Source organism: Vibrio kagoshimensis (genome assembly GCF_050337535.1).
Classification (GTDB): domain Bacteria; phylum Pseudomonadota; class Gammaproteobacteria; order Enterobacterales; family Vibrionaceae; genus Vibrio; species Vibrio gallaecicus.
In genome coordinates, this window is sequence record NZ_JAKJSZ010000003.1 from 100756 (window position 1) to 124262 (window position 23507).

Here is a 23507-nt window from a genome sequence, read left to right on the forward strand (position 1 = left end):
TTGTTTTTGTCTGGTGTTTTATCCAAGATTTACTAATATATTTGTTCATTATTTCTATCGATTTACACAAACTATCGATTTGTTAGTTTATTTTATGTGATATTGCTCCTGAATGTATGTTCATGTTTTTGTTGGTTTTGGTGTTTATTGCTGTACAATGTGGGCAGGTTAATCATTACGGATATTGGCAATGAAAAGAGAACAAACGATTGAAAATCTCTATCAACTAGCCGAACAGACACAACAGGTTCAGGCTGATCGCATTGAGATTGTTTTAGAAGAGAGAAGTGATGAGCACTTTCCTCCAATGTCTAAAGCTTTAATGGAAACGCGTTCGGGTTTAACTCGTCGTAAGTTAGATGATGCGATTAATAAGCTTGAAGCTGAAGGTCATCAGTTTACTAAGAATAATGCTAACCATTATTCTATTTCTCTTGAAGAAGCACATATGCTTATGGATGCGGCTGGCTTGCCAAAATTCCATGAACGCAAAAAAAACGTGGATCATAAACCGTGGATTATTAATGTACAAAACCAGAAGGGTGGTACAGGTAAATCCATGACAGCGGTTCATCTTGCGGCTTGTCTATCGCTAAATTTGGATAAGCGTTACCGCATTTGTTTGATTGACTTGGATCCACAAGGGTCGCTTCGTTTGTTCTTGAACCCTCAAATTAGTGTATCCGAACACGAAAACATTTATTCAGCGGTCGACATTATGTTGGATAACGTGCCAGAAGATGAAGAAGTCGATATTGAATTCTTACGCAAGAACGTTCTATTACCGACTCAATATCCTAACTTAAAGACGATTTCGGCATTCCCTGAAGACGCAATGTTTAACGCAGAAGCGTGGCAGCATCTTTCTCAAAACCAGTCTTTAGATATTGTGCGCTTATTGAAAGAGAAACTGATTGATAAGATTGCTGATGATTTTGACGTCATCATGATTGATACCGGTCCACACGTTGATCCACTGGTTTGGAATGCAATGTACGCCTCTAATGCGTTACTTATTCCATGTGCCGCTAAGCGCCTGGATTGGGCTTCTACCGTTAACTTTTTCCAGCATTTACCGACAGTTTATGAAATGTTCCCTGATGATTGGAAAGGGTTGGAGTTTGTTCGACTCATGCCAACCATGTTCGAAGACGACAATAAAAAGCAAGTTTCCGTTCTGACTGAGATGAATTATTTATTGGGTGACCAGGTAATGATGGCGACCATACCAAGAAGCCGTGCATTTGAAACTTGCGCCGATACTTACAGTACCGTTTTTGATTTAACAACAAGCGACTTTGAAGGGGGTAAAAAGACACTTGCCACCGCTCAAGATGCTGTTCAAAAAAGTGCTTTAGAGTTGGAACGCGTACTTCATAGCAATTGGTCATCACTAAATCAGGGGTAAGTAACACATGGCAATTAAAACTTCAGACTTAAACGCAAAGCTATTTGGAAAAGCGAATAAGCGTCGTGTTGTGACTCCTCAAGAGGCTCAAACGGCGGCGAAAGAGCAGGCTCAAATTATTGAGCTTTCTGTCGCGGGTGAAGACCTAGTTTCGTTTGAGTTAGTGCGTATTCCTGCGGATCAGGTAGCGAATAAAACGGTAGTATTTGAAGAAAATGCCCGTGAACAATCATTTCTAAATGAGCATGCACTATCGGATGTTCTTACGACTTTAAAAGAACGAGGTCAGCAATATCCTGCTGTCGGTCGTAAGAATAAAGATGGAAAGATTGAGGTACTTGACGGTAGTCGTCGTCGTATGTCTTGTATTCTTGCAGGGAAAGAGTTCTTAATTTATGTTGCTGAAGATATTAATTCAGAGCATGCTAAGTTTCTTTCTGATGTTGCTAATGCTCATAAACCACTTTCGTTATATGAAAAAGGCAAAGAGATGCAAGCGAAACTAGACAAAGGTGAAGCTGAAGATCAAAAAGCACTCGCTAAAATTTTCCAGTGCAGTGAAGCATTAGTAAGTGGGGCGCTAAAAGCCGCGGCGTTACCACTTGAATTACTGCAAGCTTATCCTAATGTCAGTGATTTAGGTCGTCCAACTATTGTTAAACTGCATAAACAATTTGTCGGCTTAACTAGCGAACAGCAAATCGTTTTACTTGAAAAGTGTACTGGCTCAGAAGGCTTTGTTTGGCAAAGAAGCGATGCTCAAGGCGTTGCTCGATTAACAAAAGATGTGACTGAAACACTAGAAGCTTGGATTTTAGAATTGGCTCCAGCGCCTGTGAAAAAATCATCACCAAAAGTTGAGCTGATAAAAGGTCGTGCAAGCTACAGCCGTAAAGGTTCTAACTTGGCGCTTAATCTTAAGAAAGTCGATGATGCGACAATGCAAGATATCTTAGCTTTTGTTGAATCTAAACTCGTTTAACTTTTACACTTATATAAAAAGCCGCTCATGCGGCTTTTTTTGTACCTGTGGTAAACTGCATGGCAGATAAATCTGGATGCAATTTATGACTACTCAGCCGCTTAATTTTCTTACCGATCTTTCTTCTATCGCTCAGCACAATGACCATCGCTATGGGGTTGTTTTACGTGGCTGTGATAATTGGCAAGATGGTGTGATTCAATCTTATCTAGTGAACAATCCTGAATTGAATGCCTTTCAACTTGGGGGAGCCAGAAGAGAAGGCGTGAATCATATCGTTATCAATAAAGGTCAGCAATTATTAGGACGTGAATGTCAGTTGCTGATATGTGATTTTCGGTTTGAATTTGATGCTAATAGTTTTAGTGCTGCGCTTGGCTCAATTATGGGTGGTGGGCTAGCGATCATATTACCCGCTGAGAAACACGAAAACTCTTCTATCGACCAAGTATGGCTAACTAACAATTTTGCTAAATTATTGCAGCTAGATGAAAATCTATCACTTCCAGAACTACCCGAAAAAGAAAGTGTAGAACAAATATCAGATAAATTTAGCCAGCAGAATCATGCAATCGAACTTATTTTAAAAGTTGTGTCTGGCCATCGTAAACGACCACTTGTCCTAACTGCTGATCGAGGACGTGGAAAAAGCAGTGCGCTTGGCATTGCGACCGCTCAACTTCTTTTGATGCGTTCGCCATTTAACGTTGTGGTTACTGCTCCTTCTATTAAAGCTGTTGAACCTATTTTTTCTCACGCTCAGAATTTATTGAAAGGCGCTGAACTAGAAGGGAAGGGGACTCTTAAATTTGGTCAGTCTAGAGTGACCTTTGTTGCCCCGGACGAGTTACTTCAAACTAAGCCTAATTGTGACTTACTGCTTGTTGATGAAGCTGCCGCTATTCCTATTCCGATGCTGAAAAAAATGGTTGAGAGCTACCACCGTTTAGTTTTTTCAACCACGTTACATGGCTATGAAGGCAGTGGAAGAGGGTTTGGATTAAAGTTTGAATCTTGGCTTTCTAAGGTAAGACCGAATTGGAAAGCCTGCTCTATAGAACAGCCTATTCGCTGGAGTGTTAACGACCCTCTTGAAAACTGGCTGTTCGATTGTTTTCTATTGAATGTGGATATAAATCAAGGGGAGCAAGTCTTAGAAAGTGGTATGCGATCTCGGTTAGAAGCGACTGCATTAGAGCTCTCATCAACTCAACTATCTAAGCAAGAAAATGGCGGTCATATCCCGCTGATAAGTGAATCTCTCCTATGGGAAAAACTACCTAAGGCTGATTTTGTTACTCATCCAGAGAAATTGAAACAATGCTTTGCTTTATTGGTTGGTGCTCATTATCAAACAACACCCAATGACTTAATGCAGATATTGTCTAATCCATCAGTCGAGCTTTATGCATTATTTAATGGGCAAGTTTGTTTAGGATGTATTCTAACGGTGGGAGAAGGAGGGTTATCTTCTGATGTAATTAAGGATATCCAGCTTGGAAAGCGTCGCCCTAAAGGTCATTTAGCACCTGCTGTTTTAGCCAACCATTTAGGTTTTGAGGAGTCTGCTCGATCTAGATGCATTCGAATAATGAGAATTGCGGTTCACCCTAGTTATCAGAATCTGGGGTTAGGCAGTTTACTGCTGGAACATCTTTCAATCTCATTATCTGATTGTGATTACCTTGCCACAAGTTTTGGGGCAACAAGTGAACTTGTTAGCTTCTGGAAGCGTAATGGATTTTATCCTGCCCATTTGGGCCATCAAAGAGACCAAGCAAGTGGTTGTCATTCTTTACTTATGGTGAAGTCTGTACAAAAAAAATCTCAAGGTTGGATTACTAACGCTGTTCATCATTTTGAGCAAAGCTTTCTTTACCTGATTTCCAGTTCTCTAATTTCACTGGAGCCTCAAATGGTAAAAGCACTATTGACGAAGTCTTCAGGTTTGGAACTGTCTGCATCTGAAATTGGTTTGCTTGGATATTATGTTCAAGGTGGAAACAGTTTTGATAGCGTTGCTTATCTTCTGGTTAAAGCGATTCTACTCATCAATTCAAATGGAAATGATGAGGTTTCACTTTTATTGATATCTAAAGTGGTTCAGCAAAAAACGTGGTCTCAGTGCATTATTGAGCATGATTTTACTGGTCGCAAACAAGCTGAATCACAAGTTCGTTTGGATGTAGAAAAGATTCTCTGCAATTTACAGTGTAAATAGAATCAGCCGCTGCTTTGTAATTCCACTTTACAGTGTAAATTGAAGAACAGAATCAATTTACACTGTAAACTTCTACTTTATCCTTCTCATACAAAACTCTTCTATCCTCACCCAATTGAATTAGTCATAAATCTATTTGACGAATAACTACTGATAATTTCATTAACCCAACTCTGTGTTTAACTTTGAAATTAAATACCATACATTTTTTAAACAAATGCTTAGGCTGAATTAACCTTGTTAGATTTGATAAATGGATATTCCAACCTACACTGAATAATAAGCGACAAGTTTCAAGGGTTAATACTTACGTTTACTGGCTAGCACTTAGGTTTATTGAATATTTGGTTTTTTAAATATTTAGTTTTACAGAAATATTTGAGTTTCATGGACACTAAGTTTCGAAGGGATACATATGGAATATGTACTGGAAGAGTCCTTAGAGATTTCAACAGTTCTCAATTCGAAAGAAAAATATCTACAATGGCTTACTCACAATGAATCAATATCCATTGATGCCTCTAAAGTCACACGTGTCGACACTGCAGGTTTGCAAGCATTAGCATCTCTGTTTGTTTCTGCAAAACATGTTGGGCTAGATATTCGAATTGAGAATACATCTGAAATCTTAAACGACTCGATTGCTTTGCTCGATCTCAAAGCGCAGTTTTACTCATAAATGGATGTTGAGGGTTTCAAATGAAGAAAATTTTAGCGGTAGATGATTCAGTATCGATTCGTCAAATGGTTAGCCATACATTGAAAGACGCAGGCTACGATGTTGAAACGGCAAATGATGGAAGTGATGCATTACGAAAGTCTAAAACCACAAAGTATGATGTGGTTATCTCCGATGTAAATATGCCAATCATGGGTGGTTTTGATCTTGTTCGAGCTATTCGAGGCATTCCCCAATATAAGTTCATTCCAATCCTCATGTTGACGACGGAAACCAGTGTGGAAAAAAAGCAGGAAGGAAAATCTGCAGGAGCTACAGGCTGGTTAGTGAAACCGTTCAATCCAGAGACATTATTAAAAACGCTAAAGCGAGTGCTATAGCAGTTTAGATTCCAAAGAACTAATTCGGTAGTAACACAAAATAGTAGTGCTCAACTCAGGGTAGGGACAGTTATGGCTTTAGACATGGACCAGTTACGTAAAATGTTCTACGAAGAATGTTGCGAGAACTTAGAAGTACTTGAAGAGATTCTTCTCGATCTTGAACCTGAGACTGTCGATATTGAAACCATTAACACTATTTTTAGAGCGGCTCATTCCATTAAAGGTGGTGCGGCAACATTTAACCTTTTTGATATTAGCGAGTTTACCCATTCCGTAGAAGCCTACTTAGATAAAGTCAGAAACAATGAAATGCAACTAACGAAGCAAACTGTGGATGTTTTGCTGAGAAGTTGTGACTGCATTAAAGCAATGCTGGAAGGGCATGAAGATAAAGTAGATGTAGATTTAAATTTCAAAGAGTCCGTCAGTAATGAATTAAGAAATTTGCTTGGTTCTGAACAAGTTCAAACAGTGAGTGGTGGCGATAATTTTGAAGATGAAGCTCTTACGAATCTCGAGAATTCAACGAATGTTGTTGATGGTGAAGTATTGGGGAATTGGAGTATAACCTTCATCCCACACTCTGATTTGTTTTTCAGTGGCAATGATCCGCTAAGAATTATCAGAGAATTAAAAGATTTAGATTCAGACATAGTGGTAACTAATACTCAGTTGGAACTACCTCATTTAGCTGAGCTAGAAGCAGAACTGTGTTATTTGAGTTGGACGTTTGAATTAAATGGCGAGATAAATAAAGAGGATATCGTTGAAGTATTCGAATGGGTTGAAGACGAATGCGACCTAAACATTGAAAAACAGGTTTCACCAAGTACTGAGAAAGAAACGCCACCTTTAAATACACCTCTTCCCACTTCAAAAGAAACTCCCACGACTCTCACTGAAACGACTCCTCCAGTTACAGAGGCTGAAGCTAATACTAAAGAGACGCAACAAAAGCCAACCCCAGCAAAATCAAATAAAACAGATTCAGGTGTCAGCTCTATTCGAGTTGATATCGATAAAGTCGACGGGCTGATAAACCTTGTGGGTGAGCTTGTTATTACTCAGTCAATGCTGACAGAAATAGGCAATGATTTTACGGTCGATAAGCTTGAGAAACTAAAAGCAGGATTAGACCAACTTTTACAAAACAGCAAAGACCTGCAAGAGAATGTGCTCAACATACGCATGTTGCCAATGAGCTTTGCATTTAGTCGTTTTCCTCGTTTAGTTAGAGACTTGTCGGGTCGTTTAGAAAAACAAGTCGACCTTCAAATCATTGGTGAGAATACCGAGCTGGATAAAACCGTACTCGAAAGGATAGTCGATCCCCTCGTACATCTCGTGCGAAATGGTATTGACCACGGGATTGAGATTCCCAAGCTACGTCAAGAAAGTGGTAAAGCGGAAATGGGGGTTATCAAACTCACTGCTTTCCATCAAGGAGGGGCAATCATTATAGAAGTAGAAGACGATGGCGCCGGAATTGATTGCGATAGATTGTGGAGTAAAGCTGTAGAAAAAGGCGTAGTGGTCAGTGACGCTCGCCGAGAGGAGATGACAGATAAACAAGTCCTAAACTTAATATTCGCCCCTGGTTTTTCTACCGCTGATCAAGTGTCTGATATTTCAGGGCGTGGTGTGGGTATGGATGTTGTAAAAAGAAATATTGAAGAACTCGGCGGACATATCGAGGTGGAATCAAAATTAGGCAAGGGCAGCAAATTCACCATTAGCTTACCTCTTACCTTAGCCATTCTTGATGGACAACTTGTTAAAGTCGGCGGAGAAGTTTATGTCATTCCACTTCTAACCATTATTGAATCTATCCAAATTGATACCCACTGCGTGAAGCATGCATCAGGCGGTGTGGAGCTATACCGACTTCGTGACGAAAATATTCCGATTTTACGTTTGCAAGAAGAGTTTGGTATGGGAGCAAGTGGGGATCTCCATAATCGAATTCTCTGTTTTGTTGAAGCGGCTGGTAACCGAGTTGGTTTACTTTTGGATGAGCTTCTCGATCAGCAGCAAGTGGTCATCAAAAGCTTAGAGTCTAATTACAATAAAGTGCCAGGCATCTCTGGTGCCACTATTTTAGGTGATGGTTCGGTTTCATTAATTCTCGATATCCAAGGTTTGATTACCTCATTTTTAGATAAGGCTTCAGACAGTAAAGTGAATAAAGGCGGTATCGCTGCCTAGCACTAATGGGGTTTCGCAGAAAAAAGTGACGAACCCATTATAGAAAATGGCTACGAGAAACCTTAAGCGATGGTGCCATAAACAAAATAAAACAAACCAAGCAAAGACAAACGAAGCAATGCAAGGAGCAAGTATGGAGCAACAAGTAGCGACTGATGCATCTGATTTACCGACTCATGTGATGAATGCTGAAATCAGCGAGAATGCTGACTTTCTCAGTTTCTGCTTGGCAAACGAATTGTATGGTGTCGTCATTCAAGATGTTGAAGAAATTCGAGTCTGGGAAAGACCTACTCCGATACCTCGTTCTCCAAGTTTTGTTAAAGGGGTGATAAACCTGAGAGGGATGATCGTTCCTATTGTCGATTTACGATCTCGCTTTGGAATTGGCACTTGCGATTACTTGCCTACCACGGTGGTGTTAGTTTTGCGTTCAGAAGATGACGAGGGTGAAAAGTTAATGGGGCTTGTAGTAGACGCCGTTTCCGACGTAGTTAGCCAAGGTGAAAATGAACTTTATCCTGCCGTTGGAGAGTCCCAAGTTAATCCATTTATCCAAGGTTTATTAAATGTCGATGATCAAGTGATGTCTCTGTTTGACACTGCTGAGTTACTTAATATCGATCTCATCTTAAAACACACTAACCAGACACTTCCGCGAGGGTAAGGAAACCATGGCTGCAGAAGAGTATTTAAGCTTTATTTTGGAACATGAAGAGTACGCAGTGCCTATTTTGGATGTGCGTGAAGTGCGTGGGTGGAGTGAAGTTCGGAGTGTGCCTAATTCACCTAATTATCTTAAAGGAGTGTTAGAAATAAGAGGGGAATACGTACCGATTGTTGATCTTCGAATGCGGTTCAATTTGCCCCCGTCTGTGATTAATCACACAACTGTGGTCATTGTTTTGAATGATGAACAAAAACATCCTTTAGGCATCATTGTGGATGCCGTGGCTGAAGTGTACGCATTCGAACCTACAGCAATTAAACCTGCTCCACATATGTCTGTAACGCTTGATGAAAGCTACATCAAAGGTATTGCATCAGAAGCTAATGGGCATCTAATTATAATAAATCTTGAGGCTCTATTTGATGTAGACGAGCTCAATTCGACGACAGTAGAAGACGCGCTAATGTGAGGTAAATATGTCATTTTGGAATAGAAAAAAGGAACCTGTTGCTCAGTTTGCAGAAGCAGCATCAGATGTATTAATGGAAGAAACCTCAGTGGAAGAGGATGGCTTATCCAAAGAACAATTACTTTCAGCTTTAGGCGCGGCTAAAACCGCTCTTATGATGGTAGATAGAGACTTTAAGGTCACTTATATCAACCAGCAATCCATTACTTTATTAAAAACACATGAAGCGACGTTTCAATCTGTGTGGCCAAACTTTCGAGCAGACAAAGATTTCATGGTTGGGTTTTGTATTGATGGCTTTCATGCCAACCCACAACACCAGCGACAGTTATTATCTAACCCAGCAAACCTTCCTTATAGCACCACTATTACTGTTCAAGATGTACTGCTCGAATTAAATGTCGGGGCGATTATTGATTCCTCGGGTAATTACGTTGGGAATACTTTGGAGTGGCAAGATGTTACGGCATTGCGAGCGCAGGAAAATAATGTTGCTCGTTTGCAAGCGGCAGTTGATCAAGCACAAACTGCCATGGTGATGATTGACCGAGATTTACTGATCACTTACATCAATAATGAAACTGTTAATTTATTTAAGAAACATGAAGCGACTTTAAGAAGCGTTTGGTCTGGTTTTTTAGCCACAGAAGAATGGTTAATGGGCAGATGTATTGATGAGTTTCATAGAAACCCCGCGCACCAACGCCAGTTACTCAGCAACCCCAGTAACCTACCTTACAGTACTGATATCACGATTGGGCATTTAAAAATTGAACTTAATGTCGCGTCTATTTTTGATACCAAAGGTGATTATATTGGGAATACTCTAGAGTGGCGCGATGTTACCGAAGAGCGTGCAAAAGAAGCTGAAATTGGTCGTTTAGCCTCTGCCGTTGAAGGTATGACCACAAACCTCATGATGGCGGATGAAGAAGGCATTATTCAATATGTAAACCCATCTCTTTCTACCTTATTGAAAGGTCGTGAGAGTGAGATGCGTAAAGTACTTACCGGCTTCGATGCGAGTCATTTAGTGGGTAAAAATATAGACATCTTCCATAAAAATCCTGCCCACCAGCGAAGTATTATTGCCAATCCTGACCGCTTACCATTTTCCTCCGATATAAAAGTTGGTTCATTAGAATTCAATTTAACGTGTATCGCCATGCGAGATGGTAACGGCAACTATATGGGACCTGCATTGCAGTGGGTTGACATAACAGAGCAACAAGATGGGCAGCGCCAAGTAGAAAGTTTAATCCAAAAGGCGACGGCTGGGCAGTTAGCCGAACGTATCGACACCTCGGTTTACAGCGGTTTCATGAAAGAGTTGGGGGATGGGATTAACGGGCTATTAGATACATTAGTTGAGCCATTAGGGCAGTGTATTGATGTCATGAGTAAAGTCGCTGATGGTGATTTAAAAAGTACGATGCCAGACAGTAATCAAGGTGAGTTTGGTCGTTTAGCGGATGCGGTAAATACGTCTATTTTAAATATTCGAAATATGGTCGAGAAGATCACAACCTCGTCAGCAAGAGTCGCGACAGCCTCTACTGAGATAGCCGAAGGTAATAATGACTTGAGCCAAAGGGTGGAAGCGCAAGCTTCGAATCTAGAAGAAACGGCAGCCAGTATGGAACAGATGACCGCAACGGTTAAACAAAATGCGGAAAATGCCAAAGGTGCTAATGAACTGTCTGATGATGCGGCGAAGAAAGCGGGGAAAGGAGGGGAAGTCGTTGGCCAAGCTGTGTCTGCGATGTCCGAAATTAACAGTGCGAGTAAGAAGATTGCCGACATTATAGGTGTCATTGATGAGATTGCATTCCAAACGAATTTGTTAGCTTTGAATGCTGCGGTTGAAGCAGCGCGAGCTGGTGAGCAAGGACGCGGTTTTGCTGTCGTTGCTGGAGAGGTAAGAAATCTTGCGCAGCGAAGCGCAGCAGCAGCAAAAGAAATTAAAGGTTTAATTAAAGACAGCGTAGAGAAAGTAGATGAAGGTTCCCGTTTGGTTGATGAATCTGGTGAAACTCTGAATGAAATTGTTGAAGCGGTAGCCAGTGTTTCACATCTTATCCAACAAATTGCTGAATCGAGTTTGGAGCAGTCGACAGGTATTGATGAAATAAACCGAGCCATTACCACCATGGATGAAATGACTCAGCAGAATGCGTCATTAGTTGAAGAAACGTCGGCTGCCAGCCAGTCATTAAGGTCTGAAGGTAAAGAGCTACTTAATCTCATGAATTTCTTCAGTACCGACAGTAATGTTGCTCAGTACAACGCTCAAAGTAATCTTTCATCTGTTCCTAAACGAGGCAATGTGAGCGAATTAAAAAACGCTAAGGTTGTTAATTCTGGAGTGACGTTTCGTGAGGATGGGGATGAATGGGAAGAGTTCTAACCAAGCAGGTTGATCAGTCAGAAAAGGTAAGCTCAATGGGCCCAAGAGCGTCTTCTGTGAATCCAAGTTTAAATTCGATGAATCTCGGTAAGCAAGAGTTTGAGTTGACAGAAAAAGACTTCAAATTTGTGCAGTGGTTTATCCATAAGAATGCGGGTATTCATTTAACCGATCAGAAGTACGCGATGGTGTATGGACGAGTCAGTAGAAAAATGCGTGAGAAGAAGGTGGGACGCTTTGCTGATTATCGAAAGATGATTGAACATTCTAAATCTGAACAAATAGCATTTGTGAATGCTCTGACGACTAACAAAACGTCATTTTTTCGAGAGCAACATCATTTTGATTATCTTGAAAAAACATTGGTTCCAAAGTGGGTTAACCAACGAAAACAGGAAGTACGGATATGGTCGGCAGGTTGTTCTACCGGTGAAGAGCCGTACAGCTATATGGCGGCATTAAATCATGCGAATGCGTTCGAACATTTTTCTAAGGTGGCATTACTGGCAACCGACCTTGATACAAATGTGTTGGCTCATGCTAAGGCTGGAGTGTATGACGAAGAAGCGATAGACAGCATTCCTAAATCATACCTCAAGGGAAACTTTGTTAAAGGCAAAGGCGAGTTTTTAGGAAAAATAAAATGCGCCATAAAGCTTCAGCAACAAGTGGTTTTTAAGCAGCTCAATCTTTTAGAAAGCTGGCCAATGACAAAGAAATTTGATCTGATCTCTTGTCGTAATGTGATGATCTATTTTGATAAAGAAACGCAAAAATTGCTGATAGATCGATTTTGCCAGCAGCTTAATGAAGGAGGTTCTCTGTTTATTGGTCATTCCGAAAGTGTAGGGGCAGATTGCCAACAGTTTGAACACTTAGGCAATACCATCTATTTGAAGTTGTAATGTGCCCACAGCGGATGTTGAGCAGAGATGACTAGGGCGTAATGAATCGGTCATAGAGCGCCTAAATGGAACATATGGAGTGTGTAATGAAAGAATTTAGCCCGTGTTAGCCAAAGAGCAGGGCGCTTACTACAGTCGGTTTTATCATGAACTGAGGCAGCAACATGTTGTTAAAGTACTGCCAGGGGGGTTGTACTGCACAGCCGAAAAAGAAGTCATCAGCACGGGGTTAGGTTCTTGTGTCGCAGCTTGTATTTGGGACCCTTTTGCTCAGGTTGGAGGAATGAACCATTTCTTGTTACCGATGGCGCACAGCAGTGAACATCACCACTGGTCACATGATGATGTGGTGTCGACAGCCTCTCGATATGGTAGCTATGCAATGGAAATGTTGGTTAATCAATTGATTTCTCTTGGTGCAAATCGAAGTCGAATGCATATGAAGCTTTTTGGTGGTGCGCAAATGCACGGCATAAAGTCAGCCATTGGTGAGAAAAATGTCGACTTTGTTTTACGCTACGCTAAGCAAGAAGGTTTCGAACTTGATGCTTACGATTTAGGAGGATTAGAGCCTCGTAAGATTATTTTTGATCCACTTTCCGGAAAGGCTTGGCTTAAGAGGATTCCATTTGCCGAAGTGAGCCATTTAAGACATGAAGAAGACCATTACGCTCAGCAGGTTGAGTCTGATAGTCACCAACCCAACGACGATGTGGAGTTATTTTAATGTGTAGAAAAATTAAAGTGATCGTTGTGGATGATTCGCCCGTGTTCCGAGCATTGTTATCGGAGTTGATCTCGTCGGATCCCGCTTTGGAAGTGATCGCAACTGCTGAAGATCCTTATGAAGCAAGAGCTTTGATCAAAAAGCATAATCCAGATGTGATCACGCTTGATATTGAGATGCCGAAAATGAATGGCGTGCAGTTTCTAAAAAACCTTATGCGTTTAAGACCTATGCCTGTCGTGATGATCTCCACTTTGACTCAGCATGGAGCAGAAACCACGCTGCAAGCTTTGGAATTAGGCGCTATCGACTACTTTCCCAAGCCTGCGATGGACAGTACAGGAGACATGCTTAGCTATAGATCATTGATCAATAAAAAACTCAAAATGGCAGCTAAGGCTAACGTAAATGGGAAACCTCTAGAGAGTATGTCCAGTGATGTGGATTTAGCTCCAGTGGCGCCGGGTCATTCTAATATTGAGTTGATTGCAATAGGAGCATCCACCGGAGGAACGGAAGCTGTGCGTCATGTTTTATCAGCCTTGCCAAGCGGGCTTCCTCCTATCGTTATTACTCAGCATATTAGCGCTTTGTTTACTAAACCTTTTGCAGCCCGTTTAGACAGCGTAAGTAAAGTCAATGTTCAAGAGTTGAGTGATGGCACTGTGCCGCTTATTCACGGAAGAGCGTATGTTGCTCCCGGAGATAAACATCTCGTGATTATACGTAAGGGAGGTAAGTTATTTGGCCAGGTGGACGATAGACCTCCTGTTAACCGACATAAACCTTCGGTCGATGTGATGTTTGACTCAGTTGCTGAAGTGGTGAGCGATAAAGCGCTGGGCATTATCTTAACTGGAATGGGCAGCGATGGCGCAAATGGCATGTTAAGAATGATGCAAAACGGTGCTATTACTATCGCACAAGATGAGCAGTCTTCAGTGGTATGGGGGATGCCCAGAGTCGCGGTTGAAGTAGGGGCTGTGCAGCATGTTAGAGCGTTATCAAAGATCCACAAGGAGATTCGAAAGTGTGTATCTAGCGAATAAATACTCGAGATAACTTCAAAAATTAGAATGCAGAAATAGAAGAATGTCAGGGACGGCTTATGAACAATGAAATGACGTTACAGTCAAAAATGAAATATGCAGTCGTAATCACGACACAAGTCATATTGTTAGCAATTGCGGTGTTGTACGCAACATCGAGTATTCAGATAGGGCTAATGATAGTTGCAGCGGCTCTGCCTTGGTTCACTTTCCCTTCGGGTTTACATGTCAAAGAGAGTGATCCTGACCTTTCACAAGAAAAATCCGATCAGGTGAGCGCGCAGTTGATGAACACGGTGAATCGCTTTTACTCCGATAACTTACCTAACATTCATCAGTCTTTAAATCGACAAACTCAAATCATCGAAGAATCAGCGGAAACGCTAAATGATAGTTTTTTTGGATTACAGAAAGTCAGCGAAGAACAAAGCCAAGTATCTGAAGGATTAGTGAATGACATGCTTGCTAATCAAGATAGTGAATACAGCCTGTCGAGAGTACTGCCTCGTACCGAAGAAATTATTGATCAATTCGTAAAAACGCTGGTCGACATTTCTGAAAAAAGTATCTCTGCGGTCCACAGTATTCATGACATGTCAGACAAATTGGATACGGTATTCAAGCTACTAGAAAGAGTGAGAGGGCTTTCAGAGCAAACTAATTTGTTAGCGTTGAATGCAGCAATTGAAGCGGCGAGAGCTGGTGATGCAGGGCGAGGCTTTGCTGTTGTGGCGCAAGAAGTTCGAGAATTGTCAGTCAAAGCGAAAACATTGAATGATCAAATAGAGAGCGAAATAAACATAGCCCAAGAAACCGTAAAACAGGCGAACTCTACGGTAGGGGATATGGCATCTATTGATATGACCATAGCCATTGAATCAAAAGAACAAGTGGATGACATGCTTACTGGTGTTCAAAAAGTGAATGTCGCGGTAGAGAAAGAAGTACTGAAAATTAGAGCGCTTGGGCAAGAGCTTTCACAGCAAGTAGGGAATGGCATTCGTGCATTGCAGTTTGCCGATATTGTTTCCCAGCAAGGGGAGTATGCGAATAAAACGTTGTACTTGTTTGATGAGGTCGTACAGCTAGTGAATGTTTTCAATCGACAGGAAATTTCGGAAGATGAGTTTTCGTTAAGGCTTGAAGGATTACTGGATGCTTCACGAAATAGAGGCGGCCCGGCTGCGAATCAAAGCAGCATTGATGAAGGTGAAGTGGAGCTGTTTTAGACGGTAAATTGTTTTAGAAGGTATACCGAGAAATCTTTTAGAGAAAGTTGTGAGTTCAGAGCAGCTTTTGTCGAAAACAAGCGGGGGTAAGCGATGTCGCTAACAAGCACGGTAAATCACGGAAATAACAATATTGAAATTGCGATTGAAGGCGCTTTTGGCTTTAACTTAGTGCAGGAGTTTCGCCAATGTTATTACGAGAAAAAGGATTTCAACTACACCATTGATTTTCGACGAGTGGATTACATTGATAGTGCGGGGCTCGGCATGCTTCTTAATATGCAAAAGTATCTTTCTCCTAACCAAAAAATCACGATTACCAACACGATGCCTCAGGTAAAAAAGATTTTACTGATATCGAGGTTTGATAAGAAATTTATGATCGAATAGCACCGTTCTAAGGAGAGCAAGTATGCGAATAGTTGTTGTGGATGATCATGAAACAAACCGAGAACTGTGTCGGTTTATGCTCAATGATATCGCTGAGCAGTTTTATGCTTTCGAAGATGGTGCAAGTGTCGTTGAATCCATGAAAGAGATGTCAATATTGCCGGATATCATCATTTTAGACGTAATGATGCCTGTTAAAGATGGATTCGAAACCGCCAAAGATATTCGAAAGGCTTTCCCTGATCACCATATCCCCATTTTGTTTCTGAGCGTATTAGACGATAAAGATTCCTATAAAAGGTGTTTAAACCTTGGGGACGACTTTATTCCTAAGCCTATTGACCGGTCTGTTTTATTAGCGAAGGTTCAAGCGCACTTTCGAATTGCGCGCATGCATAATGAGCTTCGTGAGCAGAGAGATGAGCTCCACCACTTTCACGAACAAGTCAATTATGACCATTCGATAGCAGAATCAATTTTTACCAATTTGATGGATGAAATGAGTTCACTACTCTCGAATATTTCAGGGCTCAAATACATATCGACACCTTCAACGGTTTTTAATGGCGATCTTATTCTTGTGGCTAACCGCCCTCATGGTGGTGTTTACGTCATGATAGCAGACGCCACTGGGCATGGTTTACCCGCCGCTATTTCTGCAATTCCTGCTACTCGTGCATTTTTTTCTATGGCAGCCAAAGGCTTGTCACTAGGGGAAATTGTCACTGAAGTGAATGATTCTCTTGTTCGGTTTTTACCTATGGGAATGATGTTAGCGGCCAGTGTCTTCGAAATTAAAAGCAATGGTCTTGATGTGAGTTGGTGGGGAGGGGGCTTACCCGATAGTTATGTTTTAGATAGTGAAGGAAATATTCTTCACCAACTAAGATCAAGCCATATGCCGTTAGGTGTACTAGATAAACATGAGTTCGAAGTGAACTTAGTTAATATGAAGCTTGAAAAAGGGCATCAAATTATTAGCTACACCGACGGGGTTACTGAAGCTGTGAATTTGGACGGTGAACAGTTTGGTCAAGACCGTTTGGAATCGACCTTTCAGCAGCCATGTGCGGTACAGTCGGGCTCCATTATCGAAACCTTGTATGAAGAAGTGCATCATTTTTCGACTGAGAGAGAAAGTGATGATGTGTCTATTTTGCAAATGAATTTTCCGATCAAAAACCGCCAGCCACAAGTGAGTACAACTCAAGCGAGTGGTATTAGTCACGTCCCTAGTAGTGCTTCTCTGTTTTTTCCAAAGTCGGTGCTTACTCAGGTGACGGTTATGGCGGAAGTCAGGCAATACCTGACAGGGATCATATCTGGTGGGCAAGATCTTGATTTAGTCTGTTCGGTACTTTCGGAGCTATTTGCGAATGCCATTGAACATGGCTTATTGAACCTGGACTCGAAAATGAAAGATGACCCTGATGGTTTTTACTCATTTTACCAGTTACGTGAGCAGCGATTAAGAAAGCTTGATGAAAGTGCGTGGGTGCAACTGAAACTCGATTTCAAACCAGAAGAAAGCCAGCTTATTATGCAACTAGAGCACAACGGCAGTGGGTTTGATATCAATCGGTATAACCAACCTGATGACATGCAGTCTTATGGAAGAGGGATCATTTTGGTGTCTCATTTATGCCATTCACTTCACTACTACAATGAAGGAAAAGGCGTTACTGCTGTCTATTGTTTAGGGTCCGCTAATGAATTTTGTGAATGATCCATGATTATTTAAGTATTTTTATGTAATTCTCATTATTGAGATGTTGTTTCAGGAATTAAAGTAAGTGATGTGACCCTGATAATTGTAATCAGAGCATTTTATCAAATTTATTTATTATATAGACTAATCCTTAGACACTTTTCTTGGAAGCCGTAACCTTATGTGGGATAGCATCGTTACATTATCAGAAAATAAGCAACAGGTTGTAGCCAAGCTACAGTCTGGCTTTGTGGTTGATGCTGTGTTTGACCCTAAAGGTTTACCTGAAGTATTAGAAACGCTAAAAGTAACGGATTACTTCCTTATGGAAGATGAGGTACTTAGATTCGTTAACTTAGCGAAAGAAGGTAAAGGCGAAGCCTATGACGGTGTAGTGATAGCCGAAGTACGTAATGCATCTGCTGAGGTTGAAGTTTCTACTGATGAGATGCTAGCAAGTATTATTGTCACGGGGGCTTTTAAAGGTCGAGGCTTACGTGGTAATGAAATTGTACATTGTTTGGCTCAAGCTCATATCACTAAAGGTATAAACAAGCTGGCGCTAAAGAAAGTCTTACTGATGAGTAATCAGCTTAAACCTGGTGAGCAATTTACACAGGCGGTGGCGCAAGGCAAACAAGCGACAAAAGGTAAAGATGCTCAGTTCATCCCACTTGTAAAAGATGTCTCTAAACAAGTGCTAAAACCAAGAAGTAATGACTCCGGCAAACTCGACATGAGAGACCTAGGTAAAACCATTACCGTAGGTGAAAACGATGAGGTCATGAAACGCATACCTGCGACAAAGGGGCAAGCGGGCTTTACGGTTCAAGGTAGAATTATTCCCCCTCTTCCAGGCAAAGACAGCCTGTTAAAAGCCGGTAAAGGCACTCATATTTCTTCTGAAGATCCGAACGTATTAGTCGCGACAAACTCTGGCCTTCCCATTATCAAAGAAAAGAGCATTGAAGTGGATAATGCGCTTTGTCTAAATAGTGTGGGAGTGGGAACCGGGCATGTGAAATTCAAGGGTAATGTGTTTGTTTCTGGTGACATAGAAGCTGGTATGGTGGTGAAAGCTTCAGGCAGTGTCACTGTCGGTGGCTTTATTGAATCGGCGGAGGTTCAGGCTCAAGGTGATATCACGGTAGGTAAAGGGATTATCGGGCATACAGTCAGCGATGGTCAGCCGAAAAGCTGTAAGGTTTTTACTAAAGGTAATATTACCGCCAACTATGCTCAATTTTCTGAATTGCAAGCAGGACAAGATATTCAGTTAAGCGTACATAGCATGAGTAATGATATTCGCTGCGGGCATGATTTGCTTGTGATGGATGCGATGAAAAAGCATGGCACATTAAGCGGTGGTGAAGCCAAAGTTGGTGGAAGCGTGAAATGTGTTCTATTGGGTGTTGAGGGCGACACTGCGACGAAAGTACACGCGTTTGCAAAATATGACAGCTATAAACAAAAAATTGTGGCTTTGAAAGATACGTATAAACAAGCCCAAGAAGCGACCATGGAAGTCATCCGCAAAGAATTAGAATTTAAGAAAAAGCCAAAAGCGGAAAGAACAGAAGAAGAACAACGTTCAATCGAAGATATGAAGGTTCAAAATAGCCAAGCACTCGATGCTGGGCAATCTCAACTCGAACTACTTGAAATGGATTTCGAAGAACACTTACAAAACTGCAATATTGAGGCTTTCGATAAAGTATATACGCGAGTGTCTGTTCAGTTTGGTGATGAAGTGGTCACGACAAAGCGCACCCATGGCGGTAGCGTGTTCACATTTAACCAGTATGAGATTCAGTGTTCATTCAAGATGGATGATGAAGACGTCGCGGTTTAGTAGGCTTCTATAGGTGTTATATTTGGTGCGATACAGCTTTGACTTTGTATAGATTGGAAATGGTATCTCATTGAATCGTAAGGTCGATTTTTAATATTGAATCATAATGAATTAGAAAAATAAAAAGGGAGCGTAATCGCTCCCTTTTTGTTTCGCTTAACTAACTAACTAACTAACTAACTAACAGCCCTGACTTTTCCTTGCTTCAAGTCAGACAAAACTTGCTGTTTAGGTCCGTCAGCAATAATGCTGCCTTTTTCCATCACAATTACTCGGTCGACAATATCAAGCATCGATGTTTTATGAGTGATGAGAATAAGAGTCTCACTTTTCTTCATTTGCCCAAGCTGATGTTTTATATGCATTTCAGAACGGTTATCCATGGCGCTGGTCGGTTCATCCATTAATAATACGGGTGGACGACCTAGCATTGCACGGGCAATGGCAACTGCTTGGCGCTGACCTCCGGAAAGCTGAGCCCCACCTTCTCCTACTTGCCTCTCTAAACCAGCAGGGTCTTGCTGAGTAAATACCGTCACACCAGCTCGGTTGGCAGCGTCCATAACATCTCTGTCATCCACAAGTGGGCGTCCTAATGTTATGTTGTCGCGAATTGAGCCAAAGAATAAATTACTGTCTTGAGGTACACAGCCTATGTTGCGTCGTACGTCGACATGATGCAGTTGTTCGATGTCAGTATCATCAATACGAACATGTCCTGCTGTAGGCTTATATAGCCCCATAATGAGGCGTTCCAAAGTCGTTTTCCCCGAACCAATTCGCCCAATAATGGCAACTTTCTCACCAGGGTTGATGGTTAAGCTGAGATCTCTGATTGATGCTACTGATGCTTCTGGGTAGCTGAAGCTGACCTTATCAAGTTCTACACGTCCTTGAACTATAGGGCGGTGAATATAGCGCTTACCTTCCTCTTGCTCATCTGGCATATCCATAACCTGTTCAATAATTGTCATGGATGATTTCGCTTGATTATACCGTGTCGAAAGCAAAGATAATTGAACCAGAGGACCAATAGCACGACCACTCAACATTGTCGCGGCAATCAACCCGCCCATAGTCAAGTCGCCTTCCGCAATCAAGTAAACACCTAGAATAATCATACCAACATTGGTGCTTTGCTGAACAAACCCGGCTGCATTTTGAATGCTGTCAGTGATTCGGCGGCTCTTGATATTCCATTCGGCCATGTGCGCGACAGCTTCTTCCCAACGGTATTGGAATTGACTTTGAGCACTGAAGATTTTTACGGTTTCTAGCCCAGCTAAGCTTTCTATTAAATTCGCGTATTTTTGCGAAGCTAGACGAGATCCTTCTTCAATGGTTTTACGCAATGGTCCTTGAATGAGCATTGCGTGAATAATCAAAATGACGACTCCAATAATTGGAACCAGTACTAAGTTGCCTGCCATTAGCCAGATCAGTAATAAAAACAGCAAAGCAAAAGGTAAATCGATTAATGAACTAATCGTGGCAGAGGTAAAGAACTCACGAATAGACTCAAATTCTTGTAAGTGTCTTGCGAAAGCCCCGACAGAAGGCGGTTTTGCTTCCATTCGGATCCCTAAAACTTTGCTGAAGATTTTAGATGAAATCAGAATATCGGATTTTTTACCGGCAACATCAATGAAGTAGCTTCTCATCAATTTCAAAGCAAAGTCGAAAAGGAAGACAACAAAGATACCACTCGCTAACACCCACAGAGTTTCAAACGCTAAATTAGGAACAACTTTATCGTATACCAAACGCGTAAACATGGGGGCTGCAATAGCGAACAAGTTAATCAAAATCGAGGCGATTAATACGTCTCGGTAAATGTTTTTAGATTGCCAGATTGTGCTCCAAAACCAGTGACCATCACGTGTTTTGAGTATTTCAGGTGATCGCTCGTCGTAGCGAAATTGTTTTTTTACTAGAAAGTAACGTCCAATGAATTGCTCTTTGAGTTCTTCCAAAGGGATTACAATTGGCACCATACCGCTTTCAGTTGTTGTAACTTCAGCTTCTGATTTTTCTAAATCGATACTGTTAAGAACACACGCTCCCCCTTGTTTAAGGAGCAAAATAGCAGGTAGGATCAGGTGTGGTATTTTATCGAGCTCAGCTCGGTTTTCTTTTGCTACTAGCCCTGCACGCTCTGCTGAGCGAGGGAATAAAAAAGGCGTAAGCTTGCCGTCTGTCAGTGGCAATCCATTGACCAAAGCTTCCGGCGAATTGGCTAATCCGTAATAACGACTTACGTAAATCAGCGAATTTAATAGTGGATCTTGCATGTAATTTGACCTTACAACTATTTGTCAACAATGAAGCCTTGGAACACTTCCACGAAGTGCTCAGACAAGAAGTCCAACTGTGTTTGAGTCTCTACACGTGAAGCAATAGTCGTAATACCCAAATTATGCGCAGTACGAGAAATTGATGTCAGTGTGAATTTCTGTTTTTCATCATCTAAATTATGCGTGAATAGGTAATCGAGTTTCACGTAACTTGGTCTGAACTCATTAATGTAATCCAGTGACTGGAAGTTTCGACCGTAGTTATCAACCCCGAATACTGAATCAGCACTGCGTAATGTATTACATAATAGAGCTGTATAATGAGGTTCTTGAATGAAGCAGTTTTCAGGGATCTCAAAGTGCAGCTTAGGTGCATGAGTCGGATTCTTCTCAAGAATATTACCAACCCAGCGAATGAAACTTGGTTGTGCGACGCTGCTAGGCGAAATGTTAATTGCGACAGGATTTGTCACTTCACCAGTTTTCATTTTCTTAATCATTTGCTCAATTACAAATTGGTCAAGAATATGGCTTGATTCCAGTTGCTCTAATGCAAACAAGTACTGATTGGCACTGTAGCGAACCCCATCTTTTTCAATCGCAGAGAATACTTCTTGGTGGTAGGTAGAACCGAAAGTGTTATTAGCAGACTGTAGGCGGAAGGTCACTAATTCATCGTGGATCGCTTCTTCTACTAGATCACGCCACTGCTGTTTACCCATTATTGTTGCGTGGTCGTCACCGGAAATGTAACCGTACTTCTGCTCAGGGCTGGATTTTGCAATAGATAAAGCATTATCCACCAACGACATAATTTCTGTACTGGTCTTATTTTGACTACTGTAAGTCACACCTAAAGAAATAGCTGCGCTTGCTGTACCTGTCGGATCTGATTGTAAATCCTGTACGCATACGACAATGCTGTCGGCAATAATCTTTAATTCGCTTTCATCTACGTTTGGCAAAATAAAGCCAAATTCATCTTTTGATATACGAGCAATTGTAAGACCTGGGGAAGTGATAGATGTTTTCAGTTGGTCAGCAAGGTGATGTACCAGAGAGTCACCTTCTTGATAGCCTTTTTCTTCGTATTCATCGGTAATGAACTGAGCTTGTAATACGGCCAAACCACCAATACTAGATTCCGTTAGCCATTGGTTTAGTTGAGACATGTAGAACGCACGATTACCGAGTTGAGATACAGGATCGATGTATGCTCGCTCTCTTAATTTCTGAGCTTCTTTTGCTTGGTTCTTGAATGCCATCTCAACTTGAGTCGACATTTGATTAATACCATCAACCACCATAATTAAATCTTTGGTTTTAGGGCGAGTGAGAGGTTCTCCAAATTGGTTCCTAGCGATTTGGTCCATTTTCACGATGATCAGAGACAGCGGGCGTAATGCGCGTTTGAGTATCCATGAAATAGCCGCTAGTCCGATGATGAAAATTAAGCCAAACATAGTTAATAGTTTAATTAACGCTTGCCAGAGCTGCTCATAGGCAGCGCCTGGGTGACTTACAATCTCAACTTCAGCCAATTGCATCCAGCCACTAGTGATTACGCGACGTTCGTGAATTTGTCCGAAGAGATGCAAGTCTGTAAACCAAGTCGGCACACCACTAGGTTTGACAGGATACGAGCGTAGAATTTCATCACTTGAATCAAGGAAAATTAAGCGTACGACAGAGTAAGAACTCCCATCAAAGAGAGCATTAATGACCGACTCGACCGCAATTGGGTCTTTATCTTCCAAATAAGGTGCTAACGCCAGCCCAACGGTATTTATGGTGTTATTCACTTCAGAGCGTTGTTGCTCTTCTAAGTGATCGCGGGTGGTATCAAATTCGATCATAAATACCGATGCCATAAGCAAGATAAAGACCGCAACCATTCCGACCACAAGCTGTTTATATAAAGTCATTGTA

The 23507-nt window shown here is 41.4% G+C and carries 18 protein-coding genes; 16 read left to right on the plus strand and 2 right to left on the minus strand.

Going from position 1 to position 23507, the window contains the following annotated elements; genetic code table 11:
* The first annotated feature begins 190 nt into the window (after positions 1–190).
* The 16 genes from L4C37_RS02525 (at position 191) to L4C37_RS02600 (ending at position 19284) form a co-directional block, all read left to right on the plus strand.
* Complete coding sequence (locus L4C37_RS02525; RefSeq protein ID WP_137371803.1) at positions 191–1408, plus strand: ParA family protein; 1218 nt, start codon at positions 191–193, stop codon at positions 1406–1408.
* A gap of 7 nt (positions 1409–1415) precedes the next feature.
* A complete protein-coding gene (locus L4C37_RS02530; RefSeq protein ID WP_273294584.1) occupies positions 1416–2390 on the plus strand; it encodes a ParB/RepB/Spo0J family partition protein in 975 nt (324 codons plus the stop codon).
* 85 nt (positions 2391–2475) lie between these two features.
* Positions 2476–4611, plus strand: a complete 2136-nt coding sequence (locus L4C37_RS02535; RefSeq protein WP_429767779.1) for a tRNA(Met) cytidine acetyltransferase TmcA — start codon at positions 2476–2478, stop codon at positions 4609–4611.
* 409 nt (positions 4612–5020) lie between these two features.
* A complete protein-coding gene (locus L4C37_RS02540; protein ID WP_489686370.1) occupies positions 5021–5290 on the plus strand; it encodes an STAS domain-containing protein in 270 nt (89 codons plus the stop codon).
* A 20-nt stretch (positions 5291–5310) separates the two neighbouring features.
* Positions 5311–5670, plus strand: a complete 360-nt coding sequence (locus L4C37_RS02545; protein ID WP_137371807.1) for a response regulator — start codon at positions 5311–5313, stop codon at positions 5668–5670.
* Between the two features lie 72 nt (positions 5671–5742).
* On the plus strand, positions 5743–7878 hold the full coding sequence (locus L4C37_RS02550; protein ID WP_429767780.1) for a chemotaxis protein CheA: 2136 nt from the start codon (positions 5743–5745) through the stop codon (positions 7876–7878).
* A gap of 181 nt (positions 7879–8059) precedes the next feature.
* Positions 8060–8545 carry a chemotaxis protein CheW gene (locus L4C37_RS02555; RefSeq protein ID WP_372266589.1) on the plus strand — a complete coding sequence of 162 codons (486 nt, stop codon included), beginning with the start codon at positions 8060–8062 and terminating at the stop codon, positions 8543–8545.
* Positions 8546–8552: 7 nt separating this feature from the next.
* A complete protein-coding gene (locus L4C37_RS02560) occupies positions 8553–9017 on the plus strand; it encodes a chemotaxis protein CheW (RefSeq protein WP_137371810.1) in 465 nt (154 codons plus the stop codon).
* Between the two features lie 7 nt (positions 9018–9024).
* Entirely contained in the window at positions 9025–11424 is a 2400-nt protein-coding gene (gene aer2 / locus L4C37_RS02565) for an aerotaxis transducer Aer2 (RefSeq protein ID WP_137371811.1), read from the plus strand.
* A gap of 77 nt (positions 11425–11501) precedes the next feature.
* Positions 11502–12329 (plus strand): CheR family methyltransferase, encoded by an 828-nt coding sequence (locus L4C37_RS02570; protein WP_137372254.1) that lies wholly within the window; start codon positions 11502–11504, stop codon positions 12327–12329.
* 103 nt (positions 12330–12432) lie between these two features.
* A complete protein-coding gene (locus L4C37_RS02575; RefSeq protein WP_372266585.1) occupies positions 12433–13056 on the plus strand; it encodes a chemotaxis protein CheD in 624 nt (207 codons plus the stop codon).
* Positions 13056–14105, plus strand: coding sequence for a protein-glutamate methylesterase/protein-glutamine glutaminase (locus tag L4C37_RS02580; protein WP_429767781.1), 1050 nt, complete (start codon positions 13056–13058; stop codon positions 14103–14105). Before L4C37_RS02575 ends, L4C37_RS02580 begins: the two co-directional genes overlap by 1 nt.
* A 59-nt stretch (positions 14106–14164) precedes the next feature.
* Positions 14165–15334: a methyl-accepting chemotaxis protein gene (locus L4C37_RS02585; protein ID WP_429767782.1), complete on the plus strand. Its 1170-nt coding sequence runs from the start codon at positions 14165–14167 to the stop codon at positions 15332–15334.
* A 93-nt stretch (positions 15335–15427) separates the two neighbouring features.
* On the plus strand, positions 15428–15724 hold the full coding sequence (locus tag L4C37_RS02590) for an STAS domain-containing protein (protein WP_137371815.1): 297 nt from the start codon (positions 15428–15430) through the stop codon (positions 15722–15724).
* Between the two features lie 22 nt (positions 15725–15746).
* Positions 15747–17450, plus strand: coding sequence for an ATP-binding SpoIIE family protein phosphatase (locus L4C37_RS02595; protein ID WP_429767783.1), 1704 nt, complete (start codon positions 15747–15749; stop codon positions 17448–17450).
* Between the two features lie 163 nt (positions 17451–17613).
* The gene (locus L4C37_RS02600) at positions 17614–19284 is read left to right on the plus strand and encodes a flagellar assembly protein A (RefSeq protein ID WP_137371817.1); all 1671 of its coding nucleotides are present in this window, start codon (positions 17614–17616) and stop codon (positions 19282–19284) included.
* 176 nt (positions 19285–19460) lie between these two features.
* On the opposite strand, the gene L4C37_RS02605 is transcribed toward L4C37_RS02600, so the two are convergent.
* On the minus strand, positions 19461–21575 hold the full coding sequence (locus L4C37_RS02605; RefSeq protein WP_273294065.1) for a type I secretion system permease/ATPase: 2115 nt from the start codon (positions 21573–21575) through the stop codon (positions 19461–19463).
* Between the two features lie 17 nt (positions 21576–21592).
* A complete protein-coding gene (locus L4C37_RS02610; RefSeq protein WP_429767784.1) occupies positions 21593–23503 on the minus strand; it encodes a bifunctional diguanylate cyclase/phosphodiesterase in 1911 nt (636 codons plus the stop codon).
* Positions 23504–23507 lie beyond the last annotated feature (4 nt).

Coding starts and splice junctions, on each gene's coding strand:
- L4C37_RS02525 (WP_137371803.1), top strand. CDS start 191: ATGAAAAGAGAACAAACGATTGAAAATCTCTATCAACTAGCCGAACAG.
- L4C37_RS02530 (WP_273294584.1), top strand. CDS start 1,416: ATGGCAATTAAAACTTCAGACTTAAACGCAAAGCTATTTGGAAAAGCG.
- L4C37_RS02535 (WP_429767779.1), top strand. CDS start 2,476: ATGACTACTCAGCCGCTTAATTTTCTTACCGATCTTTCTTCTATCGCT.
- L4C37_RS02545 (WP_137371807.1), top strand. CDS start 5,311: ATGAAGAAAATTTTAGCGGTAGATGATTCAGTATCGATTCGTCAAATG.
- L4C37_RS02550 (WP_429767780.1), top strand. CDS start 5,743: ATGGCTTTAGACATGGACCAGTTACGTAAAATGTTCTACGAAGAATGT.
- L4C37_RS02555 (WP_372266589.1), top strand. CDS start 8,060: ATGAATGCTGAAATCAGCGAGAATGCTGACTTTCTCAGTTTCTGCTTG.
- L4C37_RS02560 (WP_137371810.1), top strand. CDS start 8,553: ATGGCTGCAGAAGAGTATTTAAGCTTTATTTTGGAACATGAAGAGTAC.
- aer2 (WP_137371811.1), top strand. CDS start 9,025: ATGTCATTTTGGAATAGAAAAAAGGAACCTGTTGCTCAGTTTGCAGAA.
- L4C37_RS02570 (WP_137372254.1), top strand. CDS start 11,502: ATGAATCTCGGTAAGCAAGAGTTTGAGTTGACAGAAAAAGACTTCAAA.
- L4C37_RS02580 (WP_429767781.1), top strand. CDS start 13,056: ATGTGTAGAAAAATTAAAGTGATCGTTGTGGATGATTCGCCCGTGTTC.
- L4C37_RS02585 (WP_429767782.1), top strand. CDS start 14,165: ATGAACAATGAAATGACGTTACAGTCAAAAATGAAATATGCAGTCGTA.
- L4C37_RS02590 (WP_137371815.1), top strand. CDS start 15,428: ATGTCGCTAACAAGCACGGTAAATCACGGAAATAACAATATTGAAATT.
- L4C37_RS02595 (WP_429767783.1), top strand. CDS start 15,747: ATGCGAATAGTTGTTGTGGATGATCATGAAACAAACCGAGAACTGTGT.
- L4C37_RS02600 (WP_137371817.1), top strand. CDS start 17,614: ATGTGGGATAGCATCGTTACATTATCAGAAAATAAGCAACAGGTTGTA.
- L4C37_RS02605 (WP_273294065.1), bottom strand. CDS start 21,575: ATGCAAGATCCACTATTAAATTCGCTGATTTACGTAAGTCGTTATTAC.
- L4C37_RS02610 (WP_429767784.1), bottom strand. CDS start 23,503: ATGACTTTATATAAACAGCTTGTGGTCGGAATGGTTGCGGTCTTTATC.